Genomic DNA, 19138 nt, shown 5'->3' with positions numbered 1-19138 from the left:
ATGTTGACCGCCATGAAGTACCATAAACACAAATTTAGTGCGTTATTTCTTAAGATCACTATAACCGTACAATTATGCGTATTTACAGCGATATACAGCTGGGCACAAAAAACTGAAGTAACATTAGCTACAGCGAATTGGGAACCAATATTTGCTGAAAGTTTACCCAATGGTGGCGTTTTAACTGAACTTACAGTAGAAACCTGTAAAAAGGCAGGATTTGTCTGCAAGGTTGTTTTTGTTCCCTGGAAGCGTGCCGTTGAAAACGCTAAGTCAGGTGATTATGACGGCATTATGGGAGGAGAAGTTTCTGATGAATTCGCAAACCACTTTGCTTGGACAAATGCAATCGCTAAAAATAATGAGTATTTATATGTTCACTCAGACTCTTCCATAACTTATCCTGATGGGAAATTCCCTGAACCCTATAAAGTTGGTTTATTGACAGGATCCATCAGCATTCCTGCTCTTGAAGGACAAGGCTTAAGGTTTGAGTATGTAACTAAATATGAGCAGAACCTCAAGAAATTGATTGCAAAGCGGATTGATTTAATGCTTATTAATCCTGTAGCGATGGCGGAACTGTTGAAGAAAAATCCATCCTACCAGGACCAGGTCAAAAGAATTGGACCTCCGATATTTGAAGATAACCTCCATATTCTTATTTCTAAAAAGGTTGCTGGTTATCAAACACTAATAGATAAATTTAACAGTAGCTGGGAGAGCGTAAAACAGGATGGCACTTTCGAATCAATTATTAAAAAACATGGTTTTACGCTCGAAATTATTCCAAAGGATCTATAGCTGTATTAACCTTATAAAAAACGGTTAGCTATTCAAGCTAACCGTTTTTATTACTCAATCAACCCACTCCAATAGCATGGATTAAAGGTCAAAGCGATCAAGGGTCATCACTTTAGACCAGGCTGCAACAAAGTCATTAACAAACTTTTCTTTACCATCATTAGCTGCATACACTTCTGCTACAGCACGAAGCTCTGTGTTAGAGCCAAAAATCAAGTCGACAGCAGTTGCGGTCCATTTGAGTTTGCCTGTTTTACGATCATGACCTTCATAAATGCCCTCAGCGCTGGAAGACTTTGTCCACTTAGTTGACATATCAAGTAAGTTAACAAAAAAGTCATTACTTAATACCCCAGGTTTATCAGTAAACACGCCATGCTTAGACGCTTCAGTATTCGCATTCAATGCACGCATACCTCCCACAAGGACAGTCATTTCAGGCACCGTCAGATTTAACAGACTGGCACGATCAACCAGCATATCTGTCGGAGAGTTTTTCAAGGCTTTGTCAAAATAATTACGAAAACCATCAGCCTTTGGTTCCAACACAGCAAAAGACTCTACATCCGTCTGCTGTTGTGTTGCATCTGCTCGCCCAGGATGGAATGCTACTTTAATATTATACCCACCTTCTTTCGCAGCCTTTTCGACGGCAGCACTTCCTGCCAGCACAATGACATCAGCCAGGGATACCTGCTTACCACCAGATAATGAGCCATTGAACTCCTTTTGGATATTCTCCAACTTAGCAAGCACTTTCGACAGTTCTTTGGGGTTGTTCACTGGCCAGTCTTTTTGCGGTTCAAGACGAATGCGCGCACCATTAGCACCACCACGCATGTCAGTCCCTCTAAAGCTAGCGGCAGAGGCCCATGCCGTCCGGATAAGTTCAGGTACAGTCAGGTCAGAAGCAAGGATTTTTGCTTTCAACGATGCTATATCATTCTCACCTATGAGTTTATGTTTAACTGCGGGTACTGGGTCTTGCCAAAGCATTTCCTCCTTTGGTACATGGCTTCCCAAGTAGCGTGCGCGAGGGCCCATGTCACGGTGTGTCAACTTATACCAAGCTTTGGCAAAAGCTTGTTCAAATTCTTTTGGATTTTCCTTAAATCGCATCGCTATTTTTTTATACTCAGGATCAAACTTCAATGAGAGATCAGTCGTAAACATAATTGGCGCATGCCGCTTGGTCTTATCATGAGCGTCAGGAACCAGGTTAGCCGCTTGATTATTTGCAGGAATCCATTGTGTTGCGCCAGCGGGGCTTTTTGTTTTGACCCACTCAAAGGCAAACAAGTTATCAAGATATTGTGTTGTCCAAGCTATGGGGTTAACTGACCACGCGCCTTCCAGACCACTGGTTATCGTATCCTCTGCATTGCCTTTGCCACACTTATTATTCCAACCAAAGCCCTGATGTTCTATGCCCTCTGCGGCAGGCTCAGGTCCCAGGCAGTCAGCTTTAACAGCCCCATGGGCCTTACCAAATGTATGACCACCAGCAATAAGGGCAACCGTTTCTTCATCATTCATCGCCATGCGGCCAAACGTTTCGCGAATATCTTTGGCCGCAGCCAGCGGATCAGGATTTCCATTAGGGCCTTCCGGGTTAACATAAATTAAGCCCATCTGAACGGCTGCTAGGGGCTTTTCTAATTCCCGATCACCACTGTAGCGCTCATCGGCTAAAAACTTTTTCTCTGGCCCCCAATAAACCATGTCAGGTTCCCAGTCATCCTCGCGCCCACCGGCAAAACCAAACGTCTTGAATCCCATCGATTCTAGCGAAACATTACCTGTGAGAATCATCAGGTCAGCCCACGATAATTTCCTGCCATATTTCTGCTTAATGGGCCATAGCAAGCGTCTAGCCTTATCAAGGTTGGCATTGTCTGGCCAGCTATTTAATGGATCAAATCGCTGCTGCCCTCCTCCAGCACCACCGCGGCCATCACCTACTCTGTAAGTGCCCGCACTGTGCCATGCCATCCGAATAAAAAATGGACCATAATGACCATAATCCGCTGGCCACCAATCCTGAGAGGTGGTTAGTAAAACTTCAATGTCTTTTTTTACCGCATCAAGATCAAGACTTTTAAAGGCCTCAGCATAGTCAAACGCTTCACCATATGGATTAGACTCAGCAACATGCTGACGCAACGGTTTCAAGTTAAGCTGTTCTGGCCACCAGAATTTGTTTGGCTTTGGCTCCCCTGCCGCGGCTAATGCAGGGTTTGATAATAGCATTGGAGAGAGTGCCACCACTAAAGTGGCGAAGGCTGGTATCGCTTTTTTTATCATGAAAAATACTCCTAAAGAGGTAAGACTTAGAAGACTAGTTACTTATTTATAGCAGTTTCTTATGATGAAGGGAGCGAAAAACAGATTGAAAAAATAGATAGGTGTAATAGCCAATATTAATGATCCTAAAATCCTTCATTTTAGGTATATATTTTAAAGCGCTTCGATCAAAGGCCAGGATAGCATAGGCCGTACATGCTCAGCCCCCTCCCTAGAGGTTGTTATTTGTCACGATAGTTATCACATCCCTGCAGGCAAACAGATCAATGTACATCACCCAGTCTTTGACTACCCATCCAAATATCATCACAGACTATTTTTTATAGACAGCTCCCTCACAACTTTGATATCAGCCATTCAAAAACCTCTCAACATTGTTACATATTATATACTTCAGCTGTTGTGTATATATGATCTGTTTAATTAGTTAACCGACTCGAACCAACGGTCGACTTAAATAAAGCGATAGCCGTTTTTTTTACCTTCTATAGCAAATATCTTATTTATTAAACTCGATAAATATGTATACCATATAAGCTCAATTATACAGCATATAAGGTATATTAATGAAACAAAAGTCTAAATTCAGCTTTTTTAAAGCATTCTTCATTTGTTGTATTTTTTTATTCAGCCATTACACTTTTGCACAAGGTAAAGTGGTTGCCATCATTAGTGTTGACTGGGAGGGCTACTTTTTAAAGGATAATGACCTACAGAAAATGAAGAAATTTCGAGAAGATTTTCCCGAAATAGGTTTATTACACTTTTTAAATGCTGCTTACTATACCAAAGCAGATGCCAATTCTGTCGATATTACCCAAAAGATCCAGTCAGTATTACTGCCCATTGATGAGCACGGTCTTCATATCCATGGTTGGCGCTCTCTTGCTGACATCAGTGGTGTCACTTTTCGAACCTCTCCTCGCGCGCACACTGAGACGCCTATTGACCTCACTAAATGCGAAACACCTAAAGACTGTGGACATGAAATAGACATTAGTGCCTATAACAAAAATGAGCTAAAGAAATTAATTCGCAACAGTAAACGTATTCTGATGGATGAAGGATTTAATCAGCCTGTAAGCTTCCGTGCTGGTGGTTGGATGGCAAAATCTCATACCATGCAAGCCCTTGCGGAAGAAGGTATTCAATATGATTCTTCAGCAGTGCCACCAGAACTACTTGAAGGCAGCCCCTGGGAAAAACTACCCTTATATCGTTGGTTAGATAGCCTTTGGACTGAAACCAACACAGATTCTCAACCCTATGTAATCCGTATTTCTGAGCAAAAGAAAATTATGGAAATACCTGATAATGGTATCCTTGCGGATTATATCACTGCAGAAGGGATGCTTGAGGTCCTGAAGAAAAATATTGAAAAATGGCAGCAAAACCCTGAACAAAATGTTTATGTATCAATTGGCTTTCACCAAGAATCAGCGGATAGATATTTAGATCGCGTACGTGAGGCTATAGGTTTATTTGAAAATTATACTGAACAACATAATATCCCCTTTGAATGGGCAAATTTACCACTAAGCAATTACTTTCCAGCAAACTAATTATCACACGAAAGATCATTTCCTTATGAGCCCATATTGATGGGCTTTTTTAATATATATATAAATATTTTGTCGCTCAACTTAAATATTAACTTTTCATAATATAGTCAAACTTATCCTTATATACCCAATACGAATGGTTTTTAGCTGCGGCCATCGAGTGACGAAGCCCCATGAGCCTATATTAATAGGTGATTGGGGTGAGGAGTGAAGATAACAAAACCTAGAAATCATTCGTGAAGGGTATAGATATACCCACAGTAAAAACTATATACTCTATACTAAAGTAATCACACAATCTTCACAGATAATATTTTGAACCCTGTTGTCAACATACTCGTCATAGTAAGTGTGTTGACGTTAGACAATGGATGACCCTTTTATAGCAATTTAACAAAACTCCCTAGCAAGGACAGCTTAGGGGAGTAAGACGGATACGGATGTTATACCATGGCTCAGAAATATATATATTTGACAGCACTCCTTTGCTTATCAAACACCTACTTCGTTAATGCAGACTCCGCTACCATAGGCATTGGTGTAGCCAGTGTTCCCGACTATCTTGGTTCTGAAGATTACGAAACCATCCCTCTTTTACAAGCCTCATACCAATGGGATAACTTTAGCTACATTAAGTTTACAGGCAACAGTCTCAAGTGGAATATTTTACAAGACAGTACCTTACATTTTGGTCCAATGATTCATATGACAGCTGAACGCTCAGATGTAGATGACGATCGTGTTGATGCATTGAAAAATGTTGATAGCTCAAAAGAACTTGGTTTTTTCATCCAAGGCAATGCTGCCCCATGGCTTTATGGTTTTGAGTTTTATCAGGATATCACAGCAGGTCATCATGGCTATGTTGCTTCTGCTTTTATAGGTTACAAAACATCTATGGGCGATGGTGATTTTACGCTTAAAGGGAATGTTGACTATTTAAGCAGTGACTTTATGGACAGTTTTTTTAGTATTGATAGTGATGATGCTAATCGTTCAGGTCTATCTACATTTAACGCTGACAGCGGCATGAATAGAATGGGGCTTACCCTTTTATATACATTTTCACTGTCACGTGACTGGCAGTTAAATGCCTTTTTAGATTACCAACGACTGTTAGATGATGCCAGTGATAGTCCTGTTACCGATGATCAAGGTGATGATAACCAGTATCATATTGGTTTAAATATTATCCATCAATGGTCTTTTTAGCGGTACACAAGGCAACTGCTGTACTTTTAATGCATGCATAGAACTGTTTGCCACATGAATGCAGAAACGATATCCAATATAAATTTTTTTAGATTGGGCCAGAGAGTGAGACGTCCCCATGATCCTATATAAATAGGTGATTGGGGCGAAGATAACAAACCTAGAAATCATTCGTGAAAGGTATATGTTAACAAACAGCGGCCACCCAGAAGGGATTCATGGTTCAGTCGAAGGGGAGCCAGTCTCTTGAGACAAGTACCTTAAGACAACTAATCTCTCCCTAAATAACGATTTACAATATCCTGATAAAAACTACTCGAATGTACTTTTTTGAAACCTTCTTGAAGTTTTAAAACGTCAGCTTTTGAGGTTCGAATACCGGTAACCAGATAATACTCCCCTTTTAAACTATCGATATTATACACAACCTCATAATCATTCATTTTTTTTCCTAATTTTTTTATTAAATAAAACCCAACGTGTAAGTTACCTCCCCATATATCAATACGGTCATTTAAAAGTTTTTTCATATTGACTTCATAGCTAGGCACTCTCTCTATCCTTAAATTATAACGTTCTTCATATTTAGATAAATATTGATCCACAACATCTTCCACTACCAGACCTATACGGTATTTTTTTAGTTGAAAAATGTCATTCAATTTTACTTTTTTTGTTTTTTTGGCAATTAAAGCTTGTTCTGCTGGTCCCACCACGCCTACCCATTGAAATAACTTTTCTCTTTCAGGTGTTCGCACGACACAATACTCATAAACACCTTTACCTTCCATTGTTTTTTTATACGCTCGAGCAAAAGGTAACTGACTGATAATTGCCTGTCTTTTTATTTGTCTTAGCACCGCATTAACCACATCGGTACAAATGCCTTTGGCAACCCCCTGCTCTTCATAACTAAAAGGGGGGTAATAATCCATCACTATTTCAAGTGGGTCTGCTGAGAGAAACTTAGGACTAAAAACAGCGATAATATGTATCGCAAGGTAGCAATAAAATCGTCTATTTATTGAAGTTTCATACAATATAGTCTCTCCCCTCGTCCTGATCCTGTTTACCATTATAGGTCATGTTGAAATTATTTTTTCTACCTATAAAAATAAAGCAGCCAACTGGCTGCTTTATTTAAACTATACCCTTCACGAATCATTTTTAGGGTTTGTTGTCAGCGCTCTTCACCCCAGTCACTTATTAATATAAGCTTCGGGGGCTTCATCGCTTGACGGCCGCCCCTAAAAACCCTTCGTTTTGGGTATACTTGCAAAAAGCTTATGACTGAGTAGTTATCGTCCACGCCTGTGCAATTGAAGTCTTGATATCATTCGCTATCGGTGTAGAAGAAGACCAGGAATCACTGGGTAATGACGCCATCGCTTGCACTAACTGACCAATTCCTTGCTTATCAAGCACGCTGCCATCCTCAGTGGTAATATACAAGGCTTGATTTTGGCTCCAATCAGTAATGGTAATTTTATCCCCTTGCTGACCTTTAAAACCAATCTCAAGTGCATCACCTTCCACTGAAAAGTGCACATCGTAAGCATTGACGCCTTTTAGCTTGATGACATCACCTGTCGTATCGCCCACCACCTGATCTTGACCATCACCTTGCTCAAAAACAATAGTATCTTGGTCTTGACCACTGCGGATATAGTCATTCCCCTTACCTCCAATAAGGGTATTACTGTTTTTCAATCCAAACAAGCGATCATTGCCCAAACCACCATGCAAAATATTCGCAGCTTCATTACCATAGATATTATCTTCTGCAGCACTACCAATGACGCGTTGTACCCCGTGTAATTGTACTTCTTTATCATTAACATTAAGTCGCTGATAAGTACGGGATTGAGGTAATAAAACTACTGAAGTATTTTCATCAACAATCAAGTCTGATAAATCGAGGGTATTATCTCCCTGGCCTAAATCCAATTTTTGTAAATGCCCAACTTTTGTCAGCTTAACGTAATCAGCATGCTTGGACCCGGTAAATGTTTGGCCTTCCAACCGTTCACCATTCAGTGAAACCGCTAATGGACGATCACTGTTTTGTAGCGGGTTAATATCCGTTTCATTACCATTTACCACACTGTTCACTACAACATCTTTTCGCTCTAATGCCAGCTTAGCGAGCCCATAAAGTTCAGCATGTGAAACATCAATATTCTCCAATACCAAGTCCAAATGACGGTGTTTCTCTGAAAGGTAGTAGTTTTTGATAATGACTTCAGGTAAGTCTTTGGTATTTACCTTACCATTAGTATCTTTTAGTAAAATATGCAGATCTAAACCATTCTTCGCTAGTTGAATATCCGCTAAGCTTTGTGCTTGCTCCAACACAAGAACGTCTTCACCTACTTCCGCTAAATTATCAATAACCTTAACACCCTGACTTGTTGCAGATACCCGGTATGTGTCTTCTCCTTCACCACCACTAGCCACATCTTCGCCGCCATGATTGAAGGTAATCAGATCTGCACCCGCTTCTGCAATCAATACATCATTACCCTCCCCATCTGTTAACTGATCATCACCAGCACCTGCACGGACTACTGTTCCACCATTACCCGCAATGAATTCTTCATTACCTTGCTGACCTATGAGCACAGAAGCACGATTGTCGTCCCCCTGTAAGGTAAAATGAGTTAACTGCCACGCCCTATGCAGAGCCTTCTTCTGAGAGGAAGTTACAGCAATTTGCCCTGCAGACCATTTCGCGGCATCGACGTCGGAGAAAAGTGGAATTAATGTATCGATACCCGCTTTATTAATCATGCCATCTTGCGTTTTAATAACCAAATTCCAGTTACTTGACCAATGAGCAATAGTGATTCCATCACCTGCTTCACCATTAAAAGTCACTTTTAACTGGTTATCCGAGGTCAAGCCAAAATGTAAATCACTTAAACGGTAACCATTAATTTCGATCACATCATTAATGGTATTACCCGCAATACTATCCTGCCCATCACCTCGACTAAAAATAATCAAATCCTGATGAGAACCACTGTATATAGTGTCGTTACCAGCTCCACCAATTAAAGTATTCTGGCCTTCTTTACCATCAATGGTATCTTCACCATCACCGCCCGCAAGCAGGTTACCCCCATTGTAGCCACGTAACTCGTCATTACCATCAGTACCAATTATGTTAGCCACATTATTAATACGAATAGTTTCGTTTAATATATCTGTCGGCTTTAACTCATAAGCATCAGCATTATAGGAAATACCAGCAGGTCCCATTAAACTGACATAAACACCCTTTTTGAAGAATTGGCTTAAATCAACGGTATTATTGCCCTCACCGAGATCAATGTTGTAGATAACTTTCGCCAACGTTTGATCAATCTGAAGTTTATTTAGCTGACCTGCTGTTTTTAAAGTAATCTTGTCATCATGCTGACTACCAACAAATCGTGTCGTGGATAATTTATCCGCATCCACTACATGGTTGAGCGCAGTCTCATGATCCTGATAATTATGCTTATCAGCCACCAGAGGCTGGCCTTTATCTAAAGTAGCCAAGGTATCAGATAAATAATGATCAGCGGCTGATTGTTTACCGGTAATAATACGACTTAAGTTACCAAATTCATCAACAACCCACTCTTGTTGATGGCCTTCATTTGAAACAATGGCTAAATGACGGAAAGCCTCACTGACAAAATAGTTTTGCAGCACAATTTTTCGATCAATATATACTGTATTACCATCCTTATCAGGACGTGGTAATCGGGCAGTAATTACTAAATCATTATTTTCACGAAGACTATTGATGTCATTGAAACTGGCCGCAATCACCAAACTATCAAGCTTATTATCAGTGGCACGATTATCAATAGTCACTGAACCTTCAAGCGCACCCACGACATAAGTATCATGTCCATTTTTACCTTGTAGCAGATCATCACCACCATAGCCACGCAACAGGTTATTATCATCACTACCAATAATACGATCAGCAAATGATGTTCCTTCACCTGACAACACATAGCGCTCTGCTAAGGTTTTACCTTTACCCCACTGCCAGTCTGTTAGCGTATAATCCTTTCGGTTGATTGTTGAAAGCGTATTAACACGTTTCACGCCTGAGTGGTTTTTATCATCATAATGTCCTGCATGAAGAAACGATTTAGATGAAAATCGACTATTCGAAATCCCTTCGTCCTTTAATGATAACTCAATACCATCACGCGTAATCAGACGATAATCCCGTAATGTTTTACCTCCACTTGGTAATGCGTCACCAGGATGTGTCGTGGTATCAATAACGTCAGGCAGTATGACTTGTCGCCCATCGTTAAAGGAAACAATTAATGTATAGTTTTTACGATGATAGCCTACATTACGTAACACCCCACCACTGTAGTGATAGTCATAGGACTGGGCATTATACTGAATATCTATCCCTTTAATTTCAGACTCATCGTAATCAAGTAATAATTTATTAATGACTGCACTATCATCTGATTGTGCTTCAGGCTTAATAGTAACTTCACCCACTCCACGGGTAATTAAATAACGCTGTCCTGCAGGTTTACCTTCAATAATGCTATGCTGGCTATCAACCACAATAGCAGAAGGATCATCCTTTCCTACAAACTCATCCGCTTGGTGAACACCCCCTTGATTATTACCATCAATACGATTTTCGCCTAAATCAAGGGTCACTCCAGTTTTCTCAGCAAAATACGTTTTATCTCCTGGTTTCAAATAACGAACGGCTAATTGAATAGGCGTTGTTTGTTGTTCGGCTTCTGTGGTAAGTGTTTTTTCCAGCTGAGGTACCAGCATAAAACCATCACGGGTTTGGAAATTCAGTTTATCATTGACTAATTGCCACTGGTTATTGCGTTGTTGATAGACCCCCTTAACCGTGACTGACTTAAACTGATCCTGTAAGCCAATTCGTAAGTCACCACCAATGATTTGCCAATCGACAATTTCATCCAACGAAAACTCTAAACGAATTACCGAGACATCAGCTCCATCTTCGCGAATTTCGGCATTACTCACATCACGTTGTACCAGAAAAATATCCTGGCCACGGCCACCATCTACGTTTGCTTGATGAGAAATAGTGATGATATCACTGCCACCGCCCGCAAAAACCTGATCTGCACTATTTGCTAATAAGCGATTGCTCTGATCATTACCGTAAATAATGTCACTGCCTTGCGAGGCACCCAACGTATGTTGAATATTTTTCAATAACCCAATTTCAGGTCCACGTGCGGCTTCGCCAGATTCACCTGACTTTCTTAGCCACACTTTACCTTGGTTTAAATCGACAATAAAACCAGTATATTGACGTTCAAGATCATATTTATGATAGGTTTCTGCATTTAAAATTAACGTGTTCTGTCCTTCACCACCATCAACTTCAAAGAAAATACGATCGTTAAGTTTATCTGGATTATTAATAAAATTCTCCAGTAACTGGTGGCCTGCAGAAAAGGTAAAGTTATCATCCAGCTTGCCACCTTTTAGATTTTTATTACCTTTACCAAATAAAAACTCATTTTTCTTATTGGTAACACCAAACACGGTATCATGACCATCACCAATATTGAAAAATACTCCTTTCTTGTCATCCTGCTCACCCTGAATAGCAATGGTCGGGCGTATACCTTCACGTTTTTCTGTTGCTAACAGCGCGTTAATACCATCTTGAGCAAAAATAACATCATCGTCACCTTTAACCACAGGATCACGAACGATGTCATACCCACCTTCATAGTGATATACCTTGTTTTCCTGAATAACAACATCGACATCGCCGTAAATAATCGTGTCAACTAAATTACCCAGCTCACCTTTTAATAATTCCTCAGCATTAGATTTAGCTTGAGCAAGATACATTTCCTTGGTTTTATTGACCTTATACGCATCCAACACCCATTGGTCCATCTCTTGACCTGTAAAGGCTAGCCAGCCTTGCCGTAACCGATGCTGCCAGTTATCCAGTGCAGGCACATATTCCCAAACATCTTCAACCTGACGTACTGCAGAATAAATTTGCGAACCGATAATTAATGCCACACCTAAACCAATGCCAATAGGTCCTAATGCTGCACTACCGGTTGCTAACGCTGCGACCCCCAGGGATAATGAAACCGCTGCACCTGCCACCGAAAAACCACCTGAAACATACAAGTCCTGTCGTTGTTTATCGGTTAAGCCTTCTTTGCCCGCATCGGAAAATGCTTTATAGGCACTATAAATATCAAAGGGCAAGGTAATCAGTGCAGCAGCTAAACCACCTGCTCGACCTAACAGCTTGCCTAAATTACTGCTAGCTGCGGCAAATCTTGAGCTACTCCCCGCTAAACGAGCCGTCAGTCGTTGTCCAAGTTTTGGTAAACTACGGTTTAAAGCAATTTCTGCAGGAATCGAAGCGAGGTTTGCGGCTACCGCCCCTGTTTGAATTAAACCTTCTTGCGTATCACCTTGTTTAAACGCATCGACTGCAGACTTTATACCCGAGTAAATGCCCCACACTTGTAATGCAACACCTGGCGTCTGTCCTGCAATATGCTTGATTGTCCCGAAATTAATACGAGGACCAGCAATTTTACGCTGAATCTGATGTATTTGCTGTGTGGATAGTGGGCGATTACTTTCTAACGTGGTTAGTGCCTGTTTAAATGATGTGCTTTCTACACCATCAACCACACTGCTAATGTCACCATTGTGCTGCTGCGCAACCGATTTCAATAGTTTGACACTGTCAACAAAGTCACTCGGTGGATTAGTAGATAAATGGGATTGTAATAATTGCCCATCAAAGCGAACGTCTGACGCCCAGTCACCTTGAAAGTTCAAGCTGGATAATGATTGCCCCTCAACTTTAGCACCTAACTGCCATAGTTTAACCCGGCTGATAGATTGCTCACCTAATTTAACCGGCCCTTGCTGCAAATCCAACTGCGCTAAACGGTCTAATTCAACTGGTGCTGCAGTTCTTAACGTATCTGTTAAAGAAGCAACATGTTCATTATTTAAAAACTGTGGTGCAATTTCATGGGTTTGAAAGGCTGACGTGGCTGTGCCTAGCTGTAACCGAGCACTATCGGAAAAATAATTTGTTAAAAACTGTTGTAAGCCATTTGCTGAATCAAAGCCTGAAATCCACCCAACAGCAGGATCATAAAAGGATAGTTTACCCTTCTGTTGGCTCACTAAATAATGATATTTTCCTGAGCTGAGTGTCAGGGTTTTATCACCCGTACCACTCACCTGTTGGGTAATATCACGAATACTTAAATAGCCTAATGACTGCTTAAAAGCAGGATCACTTTGATAAGCCTTAACTAAGGCTTCTTGTGTAGACAACAGTTGTTGTAATGACTGCGTTTCTGTTGAGGTAGCGCGGCCTTGCTGTTGCGCTGTTTGTAAAAAATTAATGCGGTTTTGGTTTGCTAATAACGTTTCAATTCCCGCATCAAGCTGTTGTGCACGCGCAGTGGCTAATACATTCGCTAAAGCAGCCTGTGGCTTATGACTGGTACTGGGTGCTAGCTCAACGGATAAATGATTAAGTTTAGCCACTTCCACAAGCTGTTTGCCTTGTTCAAAGGCATAGCGGTTACTGGCGAGCTGAGCCAGCTGATCTCGCAACCAATGATTGGGTAATCCTTGCTCTACAACGACAGGTGACGTATTACCTGACTGGCTACGCTGCTGTTTTACCAGCGTTATTAGCTGGCTAACAGCCTGCGTATCTTGAACACCACCTTCATGGCTATGGGCTAAATACGCCTGGAGTTTACCCTCACTAAACTGCAACTTGCTGGCAAGCTCGGGGTCTGCGAAGTTTGTATTTACATCGACAGGTCTACCATCAACGGTTGCACCCAGCTCATGCAGCATCACACGGCTGACACTCAGCTCACCAAGTTTTAATAAACCCTGCGAACTATCCAGGCCTTTAAGTCGCTGTTCTGTTCCTGGAATCTCAGCACGTAATGCTGTAGCAAAGGCAGGTTGTGATTCACCAAGCAGTGATACTTGTTCAGCATCAACTGACGCTACCTTAAACTGACCATAAGACTGTTGCTGGCTATCATTTAGCGTATTCAGATAGACCGTTAACACCTGTTGTAGTTGGCTATAGCTTTGGATGCCAGATACTTCACCTAGTGCAGCACCACTTAGGCTAATACGTACTTCGCCATTGGTGTCATGTACCTGAACCAACACGTGCTGATCAGCCACACCTAACACATAAAGCGCATTGCTCTGATTATCTTGTTGCTGAATAGAGCCAACAAAGTCTGTCACCGACTGTGTTTGTTCACCACGCAATAAACCATCTTTTGCTGCTGCGGTATTTAATTGAACCAGTTGCTCCAAGTAAGCACTTAGCTGACGCTGATCAGTTTCACTTAATTGGCCTAACGCTTGTTCATTATTTAACTCAGCAAAGTGATTAAACGTATCCAGCCAAACGGGGTGTTGTGTTGCTAATAAGGTATTCGCTTTATCAATAGCAGGTTGTCTAGCGGCATCAAACTGAGTAAAGGTTGATGCTTTAAAGTGAATATCACCCGAAAGCTGATTAAGCTGTTCTGAAAAAGTAGCAACCCACTGACTTTGACGGGTAAGTGAATCTGCAGGCGCTGTGGTATTAACTGTACTGCCACCCACTAAGCCCACTTTTAAATTTAATTGCCACTGTCCTTCGTCTAAATGAACCGCTACGCCGGGTTTTGCAGTATTTGTGCTATCCACTAAACGCCAGGTGTTATTATCTTTATCAAACTTAGCAGCATAGAATGTATCCTCAATTTTCAGTACATGAGATACACGACTATCTTGGTATTCATAAACACCAGGTTGTATCTGTCGAGCCAATTTATCTTGTACTACCGCAAAACGGTATGCCTGGTAATTTTCATGAGGAAATGCCACTGCTGAGTTTGTGGCTAAACGCCACTGCCCTTCTAAGCGGGTTGCCAGTACCGTTGAGCCTGCGTCACTGACTTGTTTAATTTGATCTCCGGCTAGTGCCAACCCGTTGGGAATAGAGGTTTGATCATAATTAGCCAGTATAAAACGCTGTAGTGTGGCTAACTGTTGTCGTTGATTGCCAGAGGCATCAACCTGAACATTAATCTGACGTCCATCGGCTAGGGTAATGGCTACCTTTCCATTGGTAATATCATGATTAATTTTTACTCCCCAGGTTTCGCGTAATAAATTAAATGGCAACAGTTGATGCCTTAAATTATCAGCATGACGATTAATAAAATCACCATTTAACCCTAAATCAATTAATGTTCGCTCACCCGCTAGTTCTGTTTTACTGGCTTGACCATGCAATGCTTCCAGAGCCGTTAAGATGGCTTGATAACCCTCACCTTTTGGCTTACCAACCACTGATGCTTCATTTGAAAAGTCTGCAAATGAAAGTATTTCAGGGAAACCCTGATTAACAAATGCCTTATCCGCAAACTGTTTAATAAAGGCTAATTGATCTGCCTGCGGCTTAGAAGCAAGTTCATTTAACGTAATTAATTGACCCGATACCGATTGTAATAATGCTTTAACCGCAGGTACCCGTTTAGACGAAGGATGTAAATCGATGTAACGTTTAGTTGCACGATGTAATTCTACCAATGCAGGTGTTAATTTTTCATCTGCATATTGCTGGAAATGTTTAACCGTTGCCCAGGCTTGTAAATGCTCTGGTAACCGTTGCAATTGTACCTTCACAGGTACTTCTTTACTGCTAACAGATACCCCTATTTCATTTAATGGCTTATCAATGTATGTCTCAAAATTTTCAAACAGGATCTTAATATCCTGCAAAATACCATCTCGCTGCATTTTTCTTAAAGCAGGCAGCTCAACATTCCAAAAATAATTATTCAGTTGAATACCACCATTAGACAACGCATAGGTCGTACCTTGTGCACCTGTCGCATAAACTGAGCTTAAGTAACCCGCCAGGGTTTGGCTCCCTTGCTGAAGTAATTTTTGAGCGGAAGGATTGTCATGTAAGCTGGACTTAAAATGATCTAAGGTACCCCGTAACTGATGTAAAAACTCAATACCTGTTACCTGATGATCAACAGCAATTGACTTGCCCTCTGCACTTAATTTCTGATCAAGGACATGTCTATAGCCTTGCCATTCTCCCGACCAAAATGCCAGTAGTTTATTGCCTTGTCCTTTTGCTGCAAAAGGAATACCCAATGCCTCAACCTTGGCAATTAAGGCTGCGCGTAAGTCATAATCCTGTTTGACTGTGGCGTCGACAAAGAGAGATGCCAGTTCATCACGTACTTGAGCATTTAAACTTTCAGGCACATTATGTTGTTGCCCGTGTAATAAACCCAATGTTTTATCAATACTTTCCGCTACCGCTTTTTTGGCTTTTGCTAGAAGTGTTTCATTTAGCTGGGCAAGCTCTGCTTCAGTGGGTCGCTTAAACCCTGGTGTAATTACACCATAGACATCATCTGTGGCGACGCCTGTTGCCAAACGGTTATACACCGTTGCTACATATTTTGCCTTTTCAGTGATAGTCAAGTTACGGTGACTGGCGGCCTCAACCAGGGCAGATTCATTATCCGTCTTAACCGGTGGTGGTGGCGGCACATCACCTGTCGTATTAACCGTTACGCTGTGACCACTATTGGTCTCACCCGGCTGCTGAATATCTAACAACGATGCAACGCTCGGATCGACAAAAGTTCTTTTTACATCGTCGATTAGCGTAGTGGTTTGACTATTAATTACTGATCCTAATACATCACCTGTTGCCAGATTACGGACCACTTCACCGGCTGTTAAATCATCTGCCTGCTTTAATACAACATAAAGGTTGTTATCAGTGAGCTTGGTAGCTTCTACCCGAAAATGACTGCCCGGCTGCAACAATACTTCTGCTTGTTCTAGCTGAGCAAATCCTGTGACATTTCGACCATGGGTGACACCTTCAAAGGCATAAATAACAGTCCCTTTACCACCACGAAACTCCTTGGCAAACTCAGCACTGGTCGAGGTTGATAAAAAGCCTTTATCACCCACTAACTGCCCTGGCATCAATCGATCAGCAAGTGTAGATAAATCATCTACCGCCAGAGCACGATAAACGGTTCCCTCATAATGAGTCAGTTTATTCAGCCCCTGCAGTGCACTGACCCCATAATCCTTCACGAAGTGAGTTAATGGCTGGTCATTACGCAGCATATCATTAATATACAGGTAACCTTCTTTGGTATACCAGGTAATCGCATCCGCTTCTGCCTGCGATATATTAGCTTGTGCTTTTACTCGATTACCCGCTTCACGACCTGCTGCTAATTCTTGGTCTCTTAGCGATTGATCAAATGCTGTTTGTAAATGCTGTAATGAGTCAATACCGGCATTGGGTGAATCCGCTAATACCCAGCTACCATCAGCTAATTGTGTCGCTTGAGTTGAACGAGGCTCAGCAATTAAACCTTCCGCTATCTGTAAAAGCTGGAGACGCGCTTTAACTCTGGCGAGGGTTTCTTGTGTCTGAGGTTGATCGGATTGTGCCTTATTAATGGCCCGCGCTAAATGCTGACGTAGTCCTTGAATAGCGCTATTACGCTTTGAGTCAGGGTGTTGATCAATATAGTCCCCAGCCTGCTGATATAATTTAAATGCCGTATTAATTCGTTCGCCGTCCGCTTGCTGCCAAAACTGCTGAAGCTCGCTTAACAGCGCTTTATAGCTGGCTCCCTGTGGCTTACCTACTACGGCTGCCTGCTTTATCAACACTTCTCGCGTTGGCACATCACGCCATACGGTTGCCAGGTTATCAACCGTAGGCGGTGGTGGTGCGATAGAAGACGAGACAGACTGTGTTGCCTTTAAGGTATTAAGGCTGGCTAAAGGTGCATTATTTCCTGCAATAGGCGCGTCATTAATCGCCTGATAAATCTTACGTACGGTTAAGAAGTCCAGCTTTTCTCGCAGTTTAAGCTCTGGCACCTGTTGCTCAACGTAGTTTTTAACTTCTGCAGAAAACTCAGTGGATAATTGTTTTTGCCACCAACTTCCGGAAAATTCGTCATAAAACTGCTGGGCATATTTATCAAAAGGTTTATGTGATAACCATGCTCGTACATTTTTCCAGTTTAGCTGCGCGGTTTTTTCGTAATATTTTGCTATCCCCTCTGCAAAAGTTTCTTCTCGCCCAGCTTGGGCACCACCTTGTTTATAGTAATCATCACCTAAGCTATGAAAATCCCCTTGCCAAGCGGCTAAAAATGATTTTCGGTTACTGAGATATTGTCCACCGTTGCTATCTTCACCAACAATTCGGTCAACTGCATGGGCCGTTTCATGCAACACCAGATTGGCTGCATTATGCCCATCACCTGCTTTTGGTACGACCCACTTACCATTAGCATCCAACTTAACCGCAATGACGGCACCTCGAAAGGCCCCAAATGCACCAACACCCGGCACAGAATCCCATGTTTTTCCAGCAGGCCAGCCACGTGGGGTTACGCCTTTTAATTCCTGATAATAACTAGTGATACTGTCGTGAGTAACAAGCACACTGATATTGTGCGCTTTCATTAAATCTAATATCTCAACAGGAAACTTTGCCAGCTCCTGTGCAACCGCAAACCGTCCTTGCTCTGACACTGGGCTGTTGCTATTCAGCTTCACAACCTCTAATGCTTTCTGCAAGCTAGCAAATTCAGGACTTAATAAGATATCTGTTACCGCGCGAAGAATACCTGAATTAAGTTTCTTGGCACTCGTCAAAACACCTTGAGTTAAGGTATTTAAGTAGTCAACCGTTGATTTAGAGTAACGGTTTTCCAATGCCTGCCGTAATTCCCCAGGCTGATCAAAAGAAGCGCCAATAATATCTTTTAAAGATTGCAGCGCTTCACTATACGCTTGTTTTTTTGCTTGTTGCTGATTCTGAGCTAACAAAGTTAACTCATGCTTTAACTGTTCATTTTGCTGGACATGCCAGACTTGATAACGCCGCTCAATAATCTGTGTTTTAAGTGTTTGAATCGCTGCATTTCTGCCAGAGTCAGGATGCTTTTGCAAATACTGATTTACTTCTCCCAACAATGATTTTAAAGCATCATACTCTGCAGACGAGTTTTCATCTTTAACGCCTTCATAAGCTTGGTAGCTTTGAAGTAACTGCTGATAACTTTCGCCTTGTTTTTTAAATTTGACCGCTGCTGCTTTTTTAAATTCATCCAAGGGGATAATGGCCATCTACTACA

At 41.6% G+C, this 19138-nt stretch carries 6 protein-coding genes; 3 read left to right on the top strand and 3 right to left on the bottom strand.

All coding sequences use genetic code 11. The features are described 5' to 3' along the window. The first annotated feature begins 12 nt into the window (after positions 1-12). Positions 13-804, top strand: a complete 792-nt coding sequence (locus KHS79_RS12225; RefSeq protein ID WP_212719305.1) for a substrate-binding periplasmic protein — start codon at positions 13-15, stop codon at positions 802-804. An 81-nt stretch (positions 805-885) separates the two neighbouring features. Here KHS79_RS12225 and katG read toward each other — a convergent pair whose 3' ends face one another. Continuing rightward, positions 886-3054 (bottom strand): catalase/peroxidase HPI, encoded by a 2169-nt coding sequence (gene katG, locus KHS79_RS12220; RefSeq protein WP_325167612.1) that lies wholly within the window; start codon positions 3052-3054, stop codon positions 886-888. A 620-nt stretch (positions 3055-3674) separates the two neighbouring features. Between katG and KHS79_RS12215 the strand changes: the two genes are divergently transcribed. After that, on the top strand, positions 3675-4670 hold the full coding sequence (locus tag KHS79_RS12215; protein WP_212719299.1) for a polysaccharide deacetylase family protein: 996 nt from the start codon (positions 3675-3677) through the stop codon (positions 4668-4670). A 450-nt stretch (positions 4671-5120) separates the two neighbouring features. Beyond that, complete coding sequence (locus tag KHS79_RS12210; protein WP_212719297.1) at positions 5121-5882, top strand: MipA/OmpV family protein; 762 nt, start codon at positions 5121-5123, stop codon at positions 5880-5882. 269 nt (positions 5883-6151) lie between these two features. Here the strand turns inward: KHS79_RS12210 and KHS79_RS12205 are convergent, their stop codons facing one another. Further along, on the bottom strand, positions 6152-6922 hold the full coding sequence (locus KHS79_RS12205; RefSeq protein ID WP_212719295.1) for a substrate-binding periplasmic protein: 771 nt from the start codon (positions 6920-6922) through the stop codon (positions 6152-6154). Between the two features lie 244 nt (positions 6923-7166). Further along, positions 7167-19130, bottom strand: a complete 11964-nt coding sequence (locus KHS79_RS12200) for a membrane-targeted effector domain-containing toxin (protein WP_212719293.1) — start codon at positions 19128-19130, stop codon at positions 7167-7169. Positions 19131-19138 lie beyond the last annotated feature (8 nt).

It is taken from the genome of Zooshikella ganghwensis, from assembly GCF_018263875.1.
GTDB lineage: Bacteria > Pseudomonadota > Gammaproteobacteria > Pseudomonadales > Zooshikellaceae > Zooshikella > Zooshikella ganghwensis.
This window is presented reverse-complemented; position numbering and strand designations above follow the sequence as displayed.